At 45.3% G+C, this 18,070-nt stretch carries 16 protein-coding genes and 2 tRNA genes; 11 read left to right on the forward strand and 7 right to left on the reverse strand.

Annotated features, from left to right (window positions below):
- Positions 1 to 38 precede the first annotated feature (38 nt).
- Positions 39 to 1,709: an asparagine synthase B gene (gene asnB / locus ACMCM8_RS10880; RefSeq protein WP_412722648.1), complete on the forward strand. Its 1,671-nt coding sequence runs from the start codon at positions 39 to 41 to the stop codon at positions 1,707 to 1,709.
- 77 nt (positions 1,710 to 1,786) lie between these two features.
- Here asnB and ACMCM8_RS10885 read toward each other — a convergent pair whose 3' ends face one another.
- Positions 1,787 to 2,668 carry an amino acid ABC transporter substrate-binding protein gene (locus ACMCM8_RS10885; protein ID WP_412722649.1) on the reverse strand — a complete coding sequence of 294 codons (882 nt, stop codon included), beginning with the start codon at positions 2,666 to 2,668 and terminating at the stop codon, positions 1,787 to 1,789.
- Positions 2,669 to 2,723: 55 nt separating this feature from the next.
- Positions 2,724 to 3,431: a 7-carboxy-7-deazaguanine synthase QueE gene (gene queE / locus ACMCM8_RS10890; RefSeq protein ID WP_412722650.1), complete on the reverse strand. Its 708-nt coding sequence runs from the start codon at positions 3,429 to 3,431 to the stop codon at positions 2,724 to 2,726.
- Between the two features lie 61 nt (positions 3,432 to 3,492).
- On the opposite strand from queE, the gene queC reads away from it, so the two are divergent.
- Positions 3,493 to 4,152 (forward strand): 7-cyano-7-deazaguanine synthase QueC, encoded by a 660-nt coding sequence (queC, locus tag ACMCM8_RS10895; RefSeq protein WP_412722651.1) that lies wholly within the window; start codon positions 3,493 to 3,495, stop codon positions 4,150 to 4,152.
- An 88-nt stretch (positions 4,153 to 4,240) separates the two neighbouring features.
- Here the strand turns inward: queC and ACMCM8_RS10900 are convergent, their stop codons facing one another.
- The 5 genes from ACMCM8_RS10900 to ACMCM8_RS10920 form a co-directional block, all read right to left on the reverse strand.
- Entirely contained in the window at positions 4,241 to 4,630 is a 390-nt protein-coding gene (locus ACMCM8_RS10900) for a hypothetical protein (RefSeq protein WP_412722652.1), read from the reverse strand.
- The gene (locus tag ACMCM8_RS10905; protein WP_412722653.1) at positions 4,630 to 5,007 is read right to left on the reverse strand and encodes a hypothetical protein; all 378 of its coding nucleotides are present in this window, start codon (positions 5,005 to 5,007) and stop codon (positions 4,630 to 4,632) included. Before ACMCM8_RS10905 ends, ACMCM8_RS10900 begins: the two co-directional genes overlap by 1 nt.
- 152 nt (positions 5,008 to 5,159) lie before the next feature.
- Entirely contained in the window at positions 5,160 to 6,086 is a 927-nt protein-coding gene (locus ACMCM8_RS10910) for a LysR family transcriptional regulator (RefSeq protein WP_412722654.1), read from the reverse strand.
- Between the two features lie 193 nt (positions 6,087 to 6,279).
- Positions 6,280 to 8,295, reverse strand: a complete 2,016-nt coding sequence (gene uvrB, locus ACMCM8_RS10915; protein ID WP_412722655.1) for an excinuclease ABC subunit UvrB — start codon at positions 8,293 to 8,295, stop codon at positions 6,280 to 6,282.
- A 13-nt stretch (positions 8,296 to 8,308) separates the two neighbouring features.
- Positions 8,309 to 9,598: an MATE family efflux transporter gene (locus tag ACMCM8_RS10920; protein WP_412727688.1), complete on the reverse strand. Its 1,290-nt coding sequence runs from the start codon at positions 9,596 to 9,598 to the stop codon at positions 8,309 to 8,311.
- A 1,113-nt stretch (positions 9,599 to 10,711) separates the two neighbouring features.
- On the opposite strand from ACMCM8_RS10920, the gene ACMCM8_RS10925 reads away from it, so the two are divergent.
- From ACMCM8_RS10925 to nth, 9 genes are all read left to right on the forward strand, one after another.
- A tRNA-Asn gene (locus ACMCM8_RS10925) sits at positions 10,712 to 10,788 on the forward strand.
- 26 nt (positions 10,789 to 10,814) lie between these two features.
- A tRNA-Asn gene (locus tag ACMCM8_RS10930) sits at positions 10,815 to 10,891 on the forward strand.
- Positions 10,892 to 11,085: 194 nt separating this feature from the next.
- The gene (gene rsxA, locus ACMCM8_RS10935) at positions 11,086 to 11,667 is read left to right on the forward strand and encodes an electron transport complex subunit RsxA (protein ID WP_412722656.1); all 582 of its coding nucleotides are present in this window, start codon (positions 11,086 to 11,088) and stop codon (positions 11,665 to 11,667) included.
- Positions 11,667 to 12,248, forward strand: a complete 582-nt coding sequence (gene rsxB, locus ACMCM8_RS10940) for an electron transport complex subunit RsxB (RefSeq protein WP_412722657.1) — start codon at positions 11,667 to 11,669, stop codon at positions 12,246 to 12,248. The genes rsxA and rsxB overlap by 1 nt, the downstream gene beginning before the upstream one ends.
- Positions 12,249 to 12,253: 5 nt before the next feature.
- Positions 12,254 to 14,809, forward strand: a complete 2,556-nt coding sequence (gene rsxC / locus ACMCM8_RS10945) for an electron transport complex subunit RsxC (RefSeq protein WP_412727690.1) — start codon at positions 12,254 to 12,256, stop codon at positions 14,807 to 14,809.
- Positions 14,806 to 15,897, forward strand: coding sequence for an electron transport complex subunit RsxD (gene rsxD, locus ACMCM8_RS10950; RefSeq protein ID WP_412722658.1), 1,092 nt, complete (start codon positions 14,806 to 14,808; stop codon positions 15,895 to 15,897). Before rsxC ends, rsxD begins: the two co-directional genes overlap by 4 nt.
- Positions 15,894 to 16,568, forward strand: a complete 675-nt coding sequence (rsxG, locus tag ACMCM8_RS10955; RefSeq protein ID WP_412722659.1) for an electron transport complex subunit RsxG — start codon at positions 15,894 to 15,896, stop codon at positions 16,566 to 16,568. Before rsxD ends, rsxG begins: the two co-directional genes overlap by 4 nt.
- A complete protein-coding gene (locus ACMCM8_RS10960; protein ID WP_412722660.1) occupies positions 16,561 to 17,253 on the forward strand; it encodes an electron transport complex subunit E in 693 nt (230 codons plus the stop codon). Before rsxG ends, ACMCM8_RS10960 begins: the two co-directional genes overlap by 8 nt.
- Before the next feature lie 39 nt (positions 17,254 to 17,292).
- Entirely contained in the window at positions 17,293 to 17,997 is a 705-nt protein-coding gene (gene nth, locus ACMCM8_RS10965; RefSeq protein WP_412722661.1) for an endonuclease III, read from the forward strand.
- Positions 17,998 to 18,070: the final 73 nt, after the last annotated feature.

The raw sequence follows: 18,070 nt of genomic DNA on the forward strand, positions 1-18,070 counted from the left end.
ATATTTTTTTCAACAAGTGAACAGAGAGAATCCGTTATATGTGTGGTATTTTCGGTATCCTTGATATCAAAACCGATGTGTCTGAACTCAGAACCCAAGCCCTCGATTTATCTAAACTATTGCGCCACCGTGGCCCTGACTGGTCGGGAATCTGGAATAATGACAATACCATTCTTTGTCACGAAAGATTGGCTATTGTTGATGTGGATACAGGTGCCCAACCCCTTATCAGCCAAAATGACAAACAAATTCTCGCGGTAAACGGCGAAATTTATAACCACAAACAGTTGGCGGCAAAACTCGAGCAACCGTACCCGTTTAAAACCCGCTCTGACTGCGAAGTGATCCTGCCTTTGTACCAACAAAAAGGAATCGATTTTATCGATGACTTAGAAGGTATGTTTGCGTTCATTTTGTACGATGAAGAACAGGATGCATACCTCATCGCCAGAGATCACATTGGTATTATCCCGCTTTATACGGGTTATGATGAACACGGTAACTTCTACGTATCTTCTGAAATGAAAGCGTTAGCTGGCGTGTGTAAAACCATCAGTGAATTTCCTCCGGGTCACTACCTGTGGAGCAAGGACGGCAAGGTCACTAAGTACTACAAACGAGACTGGATGGAGTACGATAATGTAAAAGACAACACCAGTGATTTGAACGAATTGCGGGTTGCTTTTGAAAAAGCGGTTAAATCTCACATGATGTCTGACGTGCCTTATGCCGTGTTACTTTCTGGCGGGCTTGATTCTTCATTGGTTTCTGCGGTAGCCGCGCAATACGTCGCAAAACGCGTAGAAGATGAGGACAAAACCGACGCGTGGTGGCCACGTCTACACAGCTTTGCAGTAGGTCTTGAAGGCGCCCCTGATCTGAAGGCGGCCAAAAAAGTGGCCGATATGATTGGCACAGTGCATCACGAAATTCACTTTACCATTCAAGAAGGTTTAGACGCCATTCGCGATGTGATTTATCACTTAGAAACCTATGATACCACCACTATTCGCGCGGCAACGCCAATGTATCTAATGACCCGTAAAATTAAAGCTATGGGTATTAAGATGGTATTGTCCGGCGAAGGTTCAGATGAAATCTTTGGTGGCTATCTGTATTTCCACAAAGCGCCAAACGCCAAAGAATTCCATGAAGAAACGGTACGTAAACTCGACCGCCTGCACATGTTCGATTGCGCGCGCGCGAATAAAGCCACTTCTGCGTGGGGTGTGGAAGCCCGCGTTCCTTTCTTAGACAAGAATTTCATTGACGTGGCCATGCGCTTAAACCCACAAGACAAAATGTGTCTTGATGGCAAAATGGAAAAATGGATCTTGCGCAAAGCCTTCGATAACGGTGAAACCCTTCCAGCAGAAGTGTTGTGGCGTCAAAAAGAACAATTCGGCGATGGTGTGGGTTATTCGTGGATTGATTCAATTCGCGACTTTGTTGAAACTGAAGTGTCGGATCAACAACTGGCCAGCGCAGAGTTTCGTTTCCCTGTAAATACGCCTGATACCAAAGAAGGCTATTACTACCGCACTATTTTTGAAAGTTATTTCCCGCAGGAAAGTGCTGCTCGCTGTGTACCTGGTGGTAAATCTATCGCCTGTAGTACTGTTGAAGCACTGGAATGGGATGAAAGCTTTAAAAACAATGCCGATCCATCTGGTCGCTCAATGAAAGGCGTACACGCTGGTGAATCGTAATAAGCTCAGAAAAACACAAAAAACGCGGCATTAGCCGCGTTTTTTATTGCTTTCACATTTTCATAGTTCAAGCTTATTTAAGGTTGAGTAACATCACTGCGCTTAATGGCGTCGGTATACCAAAGCTTGCGATTGGCCAATGGCGTTTCAAGCGGTAACAGTGGGTTTTCTAACGGGAAAATTGTACGACTATCCATATTAAGCGCATCCAGAATAGGCGCATAAGTCGACTCAAATAACGCATCAAATGAACCGTCTTCAATGGCTCTGTTTAAGCCCGTTTCAATTAAATTGGCTAGAATTTTGTTGCTTGAACTGACAAAGTAATACATGGCTGTTGGGTAATACAAAGCCAATGACTCTTCGAGATACAGCCCGTTGCCATTGCCCTCGCTTTCCAATTCGCCGTGCACTTCAATTACTGAGCGTGGAAAGAAATCGCCTTTGCCTTGTTGGATCATATCGTAAGCTTCACGAAATTCAGGCACTGTGAAAACGTTAAAACCATTAGCCTGCAAAATTTTGGTATCAGGCCACTCTTCGCCCTGAACCGGCACTAACTTACGCATTTCGCTAAGGGACTGTATGCCGTTAAATTTTGCCTTTTTATCCTCGTTGATGACAAACACCCGCAGTCCAATAAGTCCCTTGGCAATGGGGATCCTTATCGCCGTGAGATCTTTCTCTCGCTGGCTGTCAGTCATGCTCCACACTACGTTGACTTCACGATTCTCCCGCAGCTGACGCATGGCTTTACCGGTGAGCAGAATTCTGTCAGATGGCCTGAGCTCATAATTCACTCCCGTTTTATCCAACGCTAATTTAAGCAATGCGATAGGATATTGAGAGCGCGTATCTGAATCATCTAAAGGGCGCGGATAGGTGATGGTCCACAACGCGCTTTGTGCCTGTGATGAATACAAAAGTATGCCGACAACGCACACCAGAACTATTTTCATTACACCCTTCCTTGTACTTGTGAACCATCGAATAGCTGGGCTAATTTCAAGCCAGCTATTCGATACCAATGTATTTATGTGTTTGTAAAGATAGCCGCCAGTTTCGTGCAATACAAGTCTGCACAGCAAGCTCTGTCGCCCTTTTTTGCTGGCTAATTGGTTGTAAACACACTTGTTTTCCTTCCAAGGTGGACACATTAGCTAATAGAGCATCCAATTCATCGATGTGTTTTTGCATCGCAATTGGATGTTTAATTTCGTTTGCGCGCTCAAGGGCACTGACTAACACCTTATATCCACCTTTCATGTTTATTTTTGGCGAAACGGTGACATAAGTGCGCTCGTCACATAGCACTTCAAATGTGCCACTGGTTTCAATTTGGGTAGTATAGCCCTTGTCGTGCAATAACGAAGTCAGTGGACGTAGATCATACATACATGGCTCACCGCCGGTGATCACCACGTGTTTAGCCACGTATCCCTGCGTTTCAAACTGGGCAAGTAAATCGGTTTCATCAGAGACAAAAAACGTTTCGGATTCTGCAGACTTCGCAATGACTTGATCTGGTGAAATCGCTAATTGCGGCTTAATCTCCCAAGTGTGTTTAGTGTCACACCACGGACAGCCTACCGGACAGCCTTGTAGACGTACAAAAATAGAGGGGATCCCCGTGTAGGCACCTTCCCCTTGAATAGTTTCGAACATCTCATTGATGTTTAGTGTGGTTGATACTGACAATTTGTCACCCTTTAACGATTGCATGTAGTGATTTTACCAAGGATCACATAAAATTCTGGCATTATTTATCAATTCTTCGAAAACTATGTCAGAAAACGTTGTTGTTATTTATTCAGGGGGCATGGACTCCTACACGGTTTTACACAAAGCACTACGTGCAGGAAAACGGGTTCATGCATTGAGTTTTAACTACGGTCAACGCCATAAGAAAGAGCTCGACTACGCCGCAAATGTTTGTCATTCATTGAATGTACCGCACAAAATTGTCGATATCAGTGCAATAAACACCCTTATCGGTGGCTCTGCATTAACCTCAGATATCGACGTGCCTGAAGGGCATTACGAGGAACCGAGCATGAAGCAAACGGTGGTGCCTAACCGCAACATGATTTTACTTTCGTTAGCGGTGGGTTATGCAGTCAGCCTTGAAGCAAACGAAGTGTATTATGGCGCACATTCGGGTGACCACGCCATCTATCCAGACTGTCGACCGGAATTTGTACACCGCATGAACGACGTTTGTGGCATTGCTAACTACACGCCAGTAACAATCATGACACCCTATATCGATGTGAGCAAAACGGCCATTTTAACCGATGGGTTAAAAATGGGACTGGATTATAGCCAGACGTGGACGTGCTACAATGGCCGGGAGAAAGCCTGCGGGAAGTGTGGCGCATGTGAAGAGCGCTTAGAAGCCTTTCGCGATAACCACACCACTGACCCATTGGAGTACGAAGCGTAATTAACAATGCTCGGCCTGATTGTATAAGGGTGTATAAGGGGATACCAGGCGCACTTTGCGTCTGGTTTTTATACGCTATGTTAATAGGTCATCTTGCTGAGTTGTTGCGTTCCTGGCACTGCTTATATAAATATTTACTCCCGTACACCAGAACGACTGAAAGAAAGGCACAAATCCCTAGTGCGCCTCCCAGCCCTGCTAATATGGGCAACAAAAACGCACTAATTACACCAAACACACCGGATGCCACGACAACGGCAGAAAGCGATAATTTCGTCGGTGAACTCATGCCCACAAAACTACCACCAAAGAAAATAGCACTGTATTGATTTGCGATGTCGATTCCCCAAAAGCCATAAAAAATCAGGAAACACATGATGGTAGTAATACTGCTTGCGCGGATAGTGCCAATAGATGGCACACGAGAAAGCAAATAAGTACTGAGACCGCCCAACAGTGCCAGAATAATAAGCCCCATTACCCCATGATCCCTTTTACAAGCACCACACTTGCCACAGCAGTAAACGCGATAGCCCCTAATTTACCGCCTATTCCCACAAAAACGTTGCGCAGTAAGGTATAGATTAGCGCCCCAACTACGCTTATCGCCACAAGTTCAACTGGGCTTTGAATAACGTTGGATGAGCACATTCCGGCGAAGGCACCAGTGTAAATAGCCGCTTGCGGATGATTATGAAAACGCGACGTGTAAGGAAAGAAACTGCCCACTAATCCGGTTAAAGCTGCGCTAAGCACAATAGGCAAAGACATTTCTTGATGCAGGAAGAAACAGCTGCTTAAACCGACAAAGAATGCACAAAGCTTAGTGAGATAAAACAGGCCAAGGTTCTTCACCACACTCCTCTTTGTAATAATCTACACCGATAAAGTCATTACTCAGGGCGTAGCAGCAGTAATGGTATGCCGCCCCTGTACAATCAGCGTCATATCATTGAGCGATTAGTCACTAAAATGTAGGGAAGCGCAAACACTTCCCACTTACGGCGCTATTTCTGACTTTCAGAAATAAAATAACCAAGCTCTTTAATACAATGGCGTAAAACAGGGTTAAGGCGAGTGTTTTTACCATTCATCACAAACAGTTCATGACTGAAATTAAATAAGCTTCCTTTAGCAATTGGTACAAGCCCTAAGGCTGCGCCTTGTTCTTTGGCCATGTAATCCGGCAGCAAGCCTACGTACTCACCTGTCATAATCGCAGACATGGCAGCGTCAAACGAGTCTGAAAAAGTTTGAATGGACAACCTGGATTCATCTTGAATGTAGTTTGCAGACGATAAGCCTGAAATGCCTATAGCAGGGTAATCTTCAATTTTAACGTCAGCGGGTAACTCGGTGTCGCGGTACTTCGCCAGCGGATGGGTAGGCGCGCAATACAACCTGCCTTGGGTTTTCAGTCCAATTGGGTGGAAAGTGACAGATTCTGGCTTCACCATGTCATAAGTGGATACCACTAAATGGCATTCACCTGACAAGGCCACATGTTCGACCTCATTATATAGGCGGGTTTGGATATTCACGTGAATATCGTCAAACTTTTTCATCGTACTTTTAACCGCTTTACTCACCGCAAGGTGCATAGATAGCGGTAAGCCGGCCATCAGTACCAGTGTGATGTGGCCTGAGTAGTCGTCGTGCAGTGACTTCAAGTTAAACACAAAGTTATCGAAGGCGTTAAAAATTCGCTTAGTTTCTTGAAAAACCACTTCCCCTTCTTTGGTCATTTGAAAGCCACCTCGCCCCCGGTGGCACAACACCAAATCTAAGCGCTCTTCGAGCTTTTTAATAGCGGCACTGATGTTGGGGCGTTGCATGCGCAACACGGGTTCTGCCGCAGTAAATCCGTTGCAGCTTGCTACTGCGTAGAAAACACGCAGTAACTTAATATCCGATTCCTGAAGACGATTAAGCATATTAGCACCTGTTTATAGGTATAGTTATCGATACTCAAGCTAGCACTATATGAAACTACAGGTACTATTACAACGACAAATTATGGCTTTTCCCAATTCGCTACCCAGTGACATATCCCCTTTTACACAAAGGGAATTTCATATCTGTCACACTGGGCAAGATGTTTGTCTTATTTTTACTATTTAGAATGCACTACGACAATGCCACAACTTGCTTTCTCAAAGATTCAATGTCATCCCGCAGTGACGCCGCTTTTTCAAACTCCAACTCTCGGGCATATTCGAACATCTGCTTTTCTAATTCAGTAATCTGATCCATGAGTTCAGTGGCACTTGCCGCTTTCTGTTGTTTTCTCTTCTCTTCTACTTTACGCAGCTTCACCTTACCCGAGGCCGGATGAGCACTTTCACCTAAATCCATAATATCTGTAATGGGCTTGTTCAAGCGCATTGGGGTAATGTTATTCGCTTTGTTGTGAGCCTGTTGCTTTTCCCTTCTTCGCTCGGTTTCATCCATGGCTTTTTTCATGGACTTCGTTATGGTATCGGCATATAAAATTGCCTTGCCGTTAACGTGACGCGCTGCTCGTCCTATGGTCTGTATCAACGAACGCTCAGCCCGTAAGAACCCCTCTTTATCGGCATCTAAAATAGCTACCAAAGAGACTTCCGGCATATCGAGACCTTCTCTAAGTAGATTGATCCCTACCAACACGTCAAATTTTCCAAGACGCAAATCGCGAATTATCTCAATCCGCTCGACGGTATCGATATCAGAGTGAAGGTAACGCACCTTTACACCGTGTTCATTTAAGTATTCACTTAAATCTTCAGCCATGCGTTTGGTCAACGTGGTAATTAATACTCTTTCATCCAGTTCTACCCGCTTCTGGATTTCTGATAACACATCATCAACCTGCGTGGCGACGGGTCTCACCTCGATAATGGGGTCTAAAAGCCCTGTTGGGCGAACCACTTGCTCGACAATTTCCCCGTGGGTCTTGTTCAATTCGTAATCCCCTGGCGTGGCAGAAACATATATCGTTTGGGGACAGATTTGCTCAAATTCTTCAAATTTTAGCGGCCGGTTATCCAAAGCCGACGGTAATCTAAAACCAAATTCCACCAGGGTTTCTTTACGGGAACGGTCACCGCGATACATCGCACCGACCTGAGACACCGTGACATGCGATTCATCAATGAACATCAAACCATCAGCGGGGAAGTAGTCCAGTAACGTGGGCGGCGGCTCGCCAGGCGCTCGACCGGAAAGATAGCGAGAGTAATTTTCAATGCCAGAGCAATAGCCAAGCTCCATCATCATTTCAATATCAAACTGTGTACGTTGGGAAATACGCTGTTCTTCAACTAGCTTATTGGCGTCGAGCAATTGCTTTTTGCGATCGGCTAATTCGTCTTTGATATGTTCAATGGCATTTAAAATCTTTTCCCGCGGCGTCACATAGTGAGTTTTCGGAAACACCGTTGCACGGATCACCGACTTATCCACCGCTCCGGTAAGGGGGTCAAAAAGACTGATCTTATCGATTTCGTCATCAAACAGTTCTACCCTTACTGCCTGTTTTTCGGAGTCAGCAGGAAAAATATCAATAACATCACCGCGCACCCTAAATGTGCCACGTTCAAAAGCGAGATCATTGCGCTTGTACTGAAGTTCAGCCAAACGGCGAAGAATGTCACGCTGATCCATGGTATCGCCTTGTCTTAGATGCAATAGCATCTTCATATACGACTCAGGATCCCCTAGGCCATATATGGCGGACACACTGGCGACAATCACAACATCTCTTCGCTCCATAAGCACTTTAGTCGCCGACAGTCGCATTTGCTCAATATGATCATTTATAGACGCATCTTTCTCGATAAACGTATCGGTACTGGGCACATAGGCCTCAGGCTGATAATAGTCGTAATAGGATACAAAATACTCCACCGCGTTGTTAGGGAAGAACTCTTTCATTTCCCCATATAGCTGGGCAGCCAACGTTTTGTTGTGGGCTAAAATTAATGTAGGTCGTTGCACGGCCTGTATCACGTTGGCCATCGTAAACGTCTTACCCGACCCCGTCACACCGAGTAGAGTTTGGCCTGCCAGTCCACTGTCCAATCCATCTACTAATGCTTCAATCGCTGCGGGTTGGTCCCCCGCAGGCTTATAGTTAGAATGAAGCTCAAACCCTCTACTCATTTAAACAACCTTATTACGCAATTACTTTTTCAGTTTCGACTTGGGCAATCGCCCGTTTAAACACCACAAAAGAGACGCCAGCCATTGCAATATTCGCTATAACAGTACCTACAAACAACCCTTTGAGCCCAAACAGTACACTTCCAGCTACGCTGATTGGTACGAAGAAAATAAACAAGCGGATGACACTGAGTACCAGTGCTGTCATAGGACGGTGCATGGCGTTGAGGGAAGAATTGGTCAATATAATCACTCCTTGTAAGCCATAGCCTAACGGCACAATCATTAAGAACAGTTGAATGAGTACTCTTACTTCAACTTCGCTAGCAAAGGTTTGCGCAATCCAGCCGGATAATCCCCACATCACAACAAACACCATAAACTGCCAAATCAATACAAACTTTAAGGTTAACCCATAGGCTTGCTTTACACGCTCAATCTGCATTGCCCCCACGTTTTGACTGACAAAAGGAGGAAGCGTCATAGACAAAGCCAACACCACAATACTTGCGATTGATTCCATTCTATTCCCTACTCCCCATGCTGCCACAGCCTCAGCTCCGTAGCTGGCAACAACGGCCGTCATTACACCGCCTGCAACAGGTGTTAACATATTTGCTCCAGCAGCGGGTAAACCGATCTTGAGGATAGCGCGACTACTTTCAAACAGCTCACTTATGGTAAGTAATCGAGGTAGAATAAGTTTTCTGCGCACCGCAAGTATGTAAAGGATAGAAAATGCCCCAACTATCCACGCGATAAAGGTAGCCAATGCAGCGCCTTTTATTCCCATAGCAGGTATCGGTCCTAAACCAAATATAAACAGTGGGTCAAGCAGTGCGTTTAAACCACCGCCAGCGGCCATCACAATACTGGGTGTACGGGTGTCTCCGCATGCCCTTAGCACACTGTTTCCCACCATAGGTATGGCGAGAAATATACTTGATAAATACCACAGCCCCATATAGTCAGAGATATAAGGCATAAGCGCATTTGAAGCATTCAGTAAGCGAAAGATTGGCTCTATTGTGAAAAAACCAATAATAGCAAGTGCCCCTACCAACAACACTGACAGCATCAAAGAGCCAGAGGCATAAAGCTGTGATTTTGCTAACGCTTTACTGCCTTGTAGTTTACCAATAATCGCTGACGTCCCAATTCCCAATCCAATATTTAAACTGATTACGGTAAACGTAACGGGGAACGTAAAACTAATCGCGGCAAGAGGATCAGTGCCAAGTAAACTAACAAAAAATGTGTCTATTAGCCCAAAGCTCATCATCATTACCATGCCCATAATCATAGGAATGGTCATGCGCTTTAATGTGGAACTGATATCACCACCGAGCAAGTCAGAAGCCCCTCTTTTAGTGTCACTTTTTGTCACTTAAACCCCAATGCTAACAATTTGGTTAAAAAGTAGAATGTAACAGCGGCCACAGCAGCTTTTTCTCATTCAATGATGTCAGTTTAAAAAAGTAATTCTGACTTGGCTACGTAGATAAGACCAATAAGACAATCTTTGAGAGGGTTAATGCTATTTCTACAAAAAATACCTGTAATGCATAAAAATCAAGACCAACTAAAAGAAAGCTTCACTTTAATTGCTTTTTACGTCACTTTTTCTCTTATTGAACCTGTTAAGCTTTTATGACGAATAATAAATACATCAATAGCGTTAATGTTGAGCTGTTGTCGGCTTTGTAGCAGGACACTCACTGGTCATGAGCACACCACAACATGTTAACACAATGTAACATATTGAGATATAACAGAGAATTTACTGAGTAGCTTTTAAACATTCGCCGAATTAACACACAAGCTACTTTTTGCACAACCGATCGAAAACGATCTTCTTAACCGATCAAAAAAAACACGCTAACAATTTGTTTTTTAAAGCCAAAATAGCAATAACAGCCCCACCAGGCTGGGATCACATACCGACCGATCCCCTTATTTCATCACACAAAATCAAGCTATCAACATAGTTATCCACAGATTTAGTGGATAACTAACGCTAGACCATATTTGGCGCGATTTTGTGCCTGATTGGAAAAAAAATACGTAAGTAAGGACTAACCTTTAATACTAAGGGACAGGTTACAGTTTTATTAAAGGCTGTATATAATACCAGTATAAAAGCTTTTTTTTATTCTATTTTGTTATAGCTTCTTTGAAATTATAGATATATGTAAAAGGGCATTAGGTTAGCCCCTCTATAATGAAGAACTTAACTATATAGTATTTATGTAACGGGTAACGTCTACTTATTAACCGTTACTTTTGTCTGATTGACGACATATTGAGCACAAAAGGGCTAAAAAGCTATTTTTTGCGCACTCAGTACAAATATTTCATTTATGTTGTTGACAGCAACTAAGTACGTCTTTAATATTCGCCTCCGTTGAAGCACAGGTCCCCCTTAGCTCAGTTGGTTAGAGCGACGGACTGTTAATCCGCAGGTCCCCCGTTCGAGTCGGGGAGGGGGAGCCAACTTCAGCAACAACTTAGGTGTCGATTCCCCCTTAGCTCAGTTGGTTAGAGCGACGGACTGTTAATCCGCAGGTCCCCCGTTCGAGTCGGGGAGGGGGAGCCACTTAGTTGGCTTCAAAATAACATTCCCTTATATCTCCCTTTTACAACGCTCACATTACCGTATTTACACGTTGAATAACCCTAATTCAATCAAGTTGTTAAACCCGTTCTAAAAAGGGATAATACCCCTACTCTAGTTTTTCTTTTTATTCTCGGGCACTGTCCGTTAAATTCCTCGAAGGAATTGCGATATTCATGACTGAATTTTTACTGTTATTAATTGGCACAGTTCTGGTAAACAATTTTGTGTTGGTTAAGTTTCTAGGCTTATGTCCTTTCATGGGCGTGTCGAGCAAATTGGAAACTGCCATGGGTATGTCGATGGCAACCACCTTTGTTCTTACCCTTGCTTCGGCTTCCAGCTACCTTGTCGAAACCTATCTACTTATCCCTCTGGGTATTGGATATCTGCGTACTCTTGCCTTTATCTTAGTCATAGCCGTGGTCGTTCAATTTACCGAAATGGTGGTGCACAAAACGAGTCCTACCTTATATAGGCTGCTGGGTATATTTCTCCCTCTTATTACGACCAACTGTGCAGTATTAGGTGTCGCTTTGCTAAACCTCACTGAGCAACATAATTTTATGCAGAGTTTAATTTACGGATTTGGCGCAGCTATAGGTTTCTCATTGGTGTTGATCCTGTTTGCTGCTATGCGCGAAAGGTTAGCTGCCGCAGATGTACCGGTGGCCTTTAAAGGTGCATCGATTGCCATGATCACAGCGGGATTAATGTCATTGGGTTTTATGGGATTTAGTGGGTTGGTGAAGTTCTGATGACGATCTCTATGGCCATTATCTACGCTATCATTGCCATTGGTGCGCTTGCACTCATATTTGGATTGGTGTTGGGATACGCCAGTATTCGCTTTAAAGTAGAAGGCGATCCATTAGTGGAACAAATTGACGCCGTACTTCCTCAAACTCAATGTGGCCAATGTGGTTACCCCGGATGTAAACCTTATGCCCAGGCAATTGCCGATGGCGACGATATCAATAAATGTCCACCAGGTGGTGAAAGCACAATTAAAAAACTTGCCGATTTGATGGGCGTAGAACCCAAACCGCTTGATGCTGCACACGGCGAAGAAGACGTTAAAAAAGTCGCTTTTATTCGCGAAGATGAATGTATTGGTTGTACTAAGTGCATACAAGCCTGTCCCGTTGATGCCATATTAGGGGCGGCAAAGCACATGCATACCGTTATTACTGACGAGTGCACAGGGTGTGACTTATGTGTAGACCCCTGCCCTGTTGACTGTATAGATATGGTTCCCATTGAACAGACCACTGCCACGTGGAAATGGGACTTTTCCTCATCGCCCAAAGGCGATATTCCTATAAAAATGGTATCTTGATTGTGATGTACCCAAGTTTTGACTCAATTCTAGACACCCTCGATGCAGGAAAATTGTATTCCTTCCCAGGTGGCGTGCATCCCGAAGACAAAAAAGCATTGTCTAATACGTCTCCTATAAAGAAGCCAGCTTTGCCCAGTCAGTTAGTTATCCCCCTGCGCCAGCATATTGGCTCAGATGGTATTTGTTGTGTGGCTGTGGGTGATAAAGTTTTAAAAGGTCAGATCCTTTCACAAAGCTCAACCCCCTTTTCGGTTCCTGTTCACGCACCAACGTCAGGTGAAATTGTGGCGATAGCACCCCATGTTGTTGCGCACCCCAGCGGTCTCAGTGAAATGTGCATCATGCTTGAACCTGATGGGAAAGACACCTGGTGTGAACTCAAGCCCATTGCCAACTACGGTGAGGCTGATAAACACGCACTCATCGAGGCCATATGTCAGGCTGGCATATCAGGAATGGGAGGTGCCGGCTTTCCAACACACATTAAAACAGCCACCTCTAAACCCGTAGAATTTTTAATTCTTAACGGGATAGAGTGTGAACCCTATATCACATCTGATGACCGTCTTATGCGCGAGCACGCCTGGCAGATAAGACAAGGTCTCGATATTCTGACGCACCTTATCAATCCTAAGGCTGTCATAGTGGCAGTTGAAGACAACAAGCCCGAAGCGTTTGAAGCGCTTAATATTGCCTGTCAGGATAAAAAGGCTTACCGCGTTGTTAGTGTAGAAACAAAGTACCCTGCAGGGGGCGAAAAACAACTTATTCAAGTACTCACTGGGCGAGAGGTACCGCGAAACGGCTTACCGGCAGACATAGGCATGATGATGTTTAACGTTGGCACTTGTTATGCCATTGCCGATGCCATCCTACACGGCAAGCCTCTCATTGAACGGGTAGTGACAGTAACGGGTGAAGCCGTAGCCGCACCAGGTAACTTCAAAGCCTTGCTGGGAACGCCAGTATCCCATTTACTTGAGCAAGCAGGATACAATGCAGACAAACAAAAAAGCCCCAAGGTCATTATGGGCGGCCCAATGATGGGCTTCACTTTGTCTGATGCCACTATTCCTGTTGTAAAAACGACGAACTGCCTATTAGTGCCGGGGAATAAAGAACTGGTAGACGACAATGCAGAGCGCCCCTGTATTCGCTGTAGTGCATGTGCAGATGTGTGTCCCGCTTCCTTATTACCTCAGCAAATGTTCTGGCACGCCAAAGCAAAAGAATACGATAAAGCAGAAGAATACGACCTTTTTGACTGTATTGAATGCGGCGCCTGTGCTTATGTCTGCCCCAGCGAAATTCCGCTGGTACATTATTACCGTCAGGCAAAGTCTGAAATAAGGCTTCAGCGAGACGAGAAGAATAAAGCAGAAAAAGCGAAACAGCGATTTGAAGCGCGAACTGCAAGGCTTGAGCGTGAAAAGCAAGAGAGAGAAGAAAAACACAGAAAAGCCAAAGAAGCGCGATTAGCAGCTAATAAAGCGAAGCTATCTGAAACTTCAGGACAAGAAACTCAACCTCTTTCAGCTTCCACCGGTGATGCAAAAGATAAAGTTGCGGCAGCATTGGCTCGTGCTAAAGCGAAAAAAGCGGCGTTACAAACTATGTCAGAGGGAAATGCTAAAAGCTCGGCACCACACGCCAGCCACAGCGAGTCGCCTGAAGACGATAAAAAGGCCAAGGTTGCAGCGGCGATAGCGAGAGCTAAAGCCAAAAAGGCAGCGCAGTCTGGGCAACAAACTCAGTCCGATATGCAAGTGCAAGCTACTGAGCAGCCAGCACCGACGGAAGATGCGATGCAGCCAGCCCCCGATCAAGACAGCAAACAGGCGCGAATTGCAGCTGCTGTTGCAAAAGCGAAAGCCAAAAAAGCCGAAAAGCAAAATGATGTGGACGATAACAACAGTACACAAAGCGCAGTAGTAGAACCTTCATCAACCGATAAGTCAGATGAGAAGAAGGCAAGAATAGCGGCAGCCGTCGCCAAAGCAAAAGCCAAAAAAGTGGAGCCAGCAACCTCAACAACTAAAGAAGACGCGCCGGATGAAACACGTCCTTTGACACAGCCTGACAGTGATGAGAAAAAGGCGCGTATAGCGGCAGCCGTTGCCAAAGCGAAAGCTAAAAAAGCCGCTACTCAACAGCCTAGCAAAGATGACGACATTGCTGATAATTCACAGGCAACCTTACACAGTGAAGGTGATGAGAAAAAAGCCCGAATTGCCGCAGCCGTCGCCAAAGCTAAAGCGAGGAAAGAAGCAAAAGAGGCGTTAGCCAGTGAATTAAGCGAAGATAACACCGCGTCTACCAGCGAGGTTGATGAGAAAAAAGCACGTATCGCTGCAGCCGTTGCGAAGGCAAAAGCAAAGAAGGATCTAAAAGACGCGTTAGACAACAGCCAAACGACAGTAAAAGATGACAGTGAATTAGATAAAGATACCACTGTGTCCCACTCTGAGTTAGATGAGAAAAAAGCGCGTATTGCTGCAGCTATCGCTAAAGCAAAAGCGAAGAAAGCCGCGGCAGAAAAAGAGAACGGTTCCCAATGAAATTGACTTTATCAAGCTCACCCCATCAGCGTGTAAGGCGTGACACTGGCCAAGTGATGCGTTTAGTGATTTATGCCATGATCCCAGGCATGCTGGCGCAATCGGTATTTTTCGGCTGGGGTATGCTAGTACAAGCTGCTATTGCTGTCACCAGCGCCATCATATTTGAAGGCGTAGTTTTGCATCTTCGCAACCGACCTGTTGAACGCACACTGACCGACTACAGCGCTATTTTAACGGGGCTTTTAATTGCAATCAGCATACCGCCTACATTGCCGTGGTGGATGACGGTAACAGGCGTATTTTTTGCAATTGTCGTCGCTAAGCAACTTTATGGTGGACTGGGTTTTAATATCTTTAACCCCGCAATGATCGCGTATGTGGTATTACTTATTTCATTTCCTGCAGCAATGAGCCTGTGGTTACCACCTGCCTCCTATTCAAGCGTGCCCATTGATCTACTTGATTCCATATCCCTTATTTTTACGGGTTTTACCACCAGTGGTTACGATGTCACACAGCTCAAGACCATTGCAGATGGCGTAACGATGGCCACTCCCTTAGACACGTTAAAAACTGATCTCACGCAGGGAATGACATACAGCGAGTCACTGAATCAACCCATTTTTAGTGGTGGTTTGTTTGATGCTGCAGGCGCAGGTTGGGGAATGGTCAGTCTGGCCTATCTGGTTGGCGGTCTTTTTCTGTGGAGAACAAAAGTGATCAGCTGGCACATTCCCGGCGGCATGATTGCCAGTGTTATTCTGTGTGCTTCACTGTTACATATCGCTGACGCTGATTACTTCGCTTCACCATTATTTCACCTATTCAATGGTGCAGTAATTGTCGGTGCTTTCTTTATCGCCACCGATCCCGTATCTGCGTCAACCACACCAAAAGGCCGAATTATATTTGGTGCAGCAATTGGTTTTTGGGTAGTTATCATCCGTACGTTTGGTGGTTACCCTGACGCCGTGGCATTTGCAGTGATCATCATGAATATGGCCGTCCCCTTGATAGACTACTACACACGCCCTCGTGTTTACGGCAAAAATGTAAGCCAAAAAGCGCGAGGAAATTCACAATGATGAGAGATAGTTTGCTAAAAAACGGCGCCATGTTGGGCGTTTTTGCCGTTGTGACTACTGCCCTTATTGCACTGACTTTTTTTGGAACTCAAGACCGTATTGAACATCAAAAGAAACAAAAACTGCTCAGTGTATTAAACGACGTAGTACCCGAGCGTTATCACGACAACCCACTCTACGCCAATTGTACCTTGATAACAGCAAAAGCGCTGGGCAGTAAGCGTTCTCATAAAGTGTATCGCGCCACATTGGAAAACTCGCCAAGTGCATTGGTGTTAGAGGCCACCGCACCCAATGGCTACAGTGGCAACATTGATTTGGTGATTGGCGTGAGCATCGATATGACCGTACTTGGCGTGAGAGTAATAGAACACAAAGAAACTCCCGGTCTTGGCGACAAAGTTGAGTTGGCAGTGAGTGACTGGATAACCTCATTTACGGGTAAAGCCTTTTCCAGTGACAATACCGCACCATGGTATGTGAAGAAAGATGGTGGCGAGTTCGATCAATTTACCGGCGCGACCATTACACCGCGCGCTGTAGTAGGTGCAGTGCGTCGGGCACTGGTATACGCGCAAGCCCATCAGGCTGATTTATTTAGCGCCGACACTAACTGCGGCACGGATGTTGTTGAGCCCACTACCACACCACAGGAGTACGAACATGACTGACTACCGTGATTTATCACTCCAAGGGCTGTGGAAAAATAACCCCGCATTGGTTCAGCTACTGGGTCTTTGCCCTTTACTTGCGGTTACCGCGACATTTATTAATGGCCTTGGGTTAGGCCTGGCGACCATGCTGGTACTTATTGGAAGCAATGTCACTGTTTCATTAATACGAAACATCGTACGTAATGAGATACGCATTCCGGTGTTTGTTATGATAATCGCAGCATTTGTGACTATCGTTCAGCTACTTATGAATGCGTTTACCTACGATTTGTATCTGGCTCTGGGGATCTTTATTCCTCTGATAGTGACTAACTGCGCCATTATTGGCCGTGCAGAAGCTTTCGCCTCGAAAAATACCCCTCGCGCCTCGGCCTTTGACGGACTAATGATGGGATTGGGATTTACTCTGGTATTGGTGCTACTTGGCGCTATTCGGGAAATACTCGGTGCAGGCACCTTGTTCGCCGGTGCGCATAGACTATTCGGACCAATTGCTGAAAACTGGACAATCACCCTCTTTGCCACAGATACGCCGTTTCTACTGGCTATTTTACCACCCGGTGCATTTTTAGGCATGGGGCTGCTTATTGCTATCAAAAACGTGATCGATGCAAAGCTGGCAGCTAAACAAACCGCCCCTATAGAAAAAGCGCAACGAGTCCGTATTACCGCTGAAAGCTAATCGCCAACACGCTAAATTGACCATAAGAGAACACCATTGATGACTGATGTAGCCAAACCCATTTCAAAAAAAGAAAAAGTTGACGCTATCATACAAATCCTTGATGAACTGTATCCTGAGGTGCCCATCCCTCTTGATCACAAAGATCCCTATACGCTGCTTGTTGCGGTATTACTCTCTGCCCAGTGCACCGATGAACGGGTCAATCAGATTACGCCAAAACTCTTTGCCCGTGCTGATAACCCTTATGACATGGTGCAGATGAGCATCGAAGAAATAAAAGAAATTATTAAGCCTTGCGGTTTGTCTCCGATGAAGTCAAATGGCATTTGGCATCTCTCGGATATGATCATCAAGCAACACAACGGCGACGTGCCACAGGACTTTGCGGCGCTTGAAGCCATGCCTGGTGTGGGTCATAAAACAGCCTCTGTAGTGATGGCTCAGGCATTTGGGGTTCCCGCCTTTCCCGTAGACACCCACATTCATCGATTAATGTACCGTTGGGGATTGTCTAATGGCAAGAGCGTAGAACAAACCGAACGGGATGCTAAGCGCTTGTTCCCTAAAGAGAGATGGAATGATTTGCATCTGCAAATCATCTATTACGGCAGAGAATATTGCCCAGCCAGAGGATTCGACCTCGACCGGTGTATCATCACGCGACAGTTTGGCCGAAAAAGCTTTATTAACGAAGTTCAAAAAGCGATACACAAGAAAAATAAACTTATCACCAAGAAATAAGTACATCACACCATGCTAACAACCCGGTGAATGATCATGTGCATGGCATGCTTTGCACAGACCAGACACAACT

It is taken from the genome of Alteromonas sp. D210916BOD_24 (genome assembly GCF_047159385.1).
GTDB lineage: Bacteria > Pseudomonadota > Gammaproteobacteria > Enterobacterales > Alteromonadaceae > Alteromonas.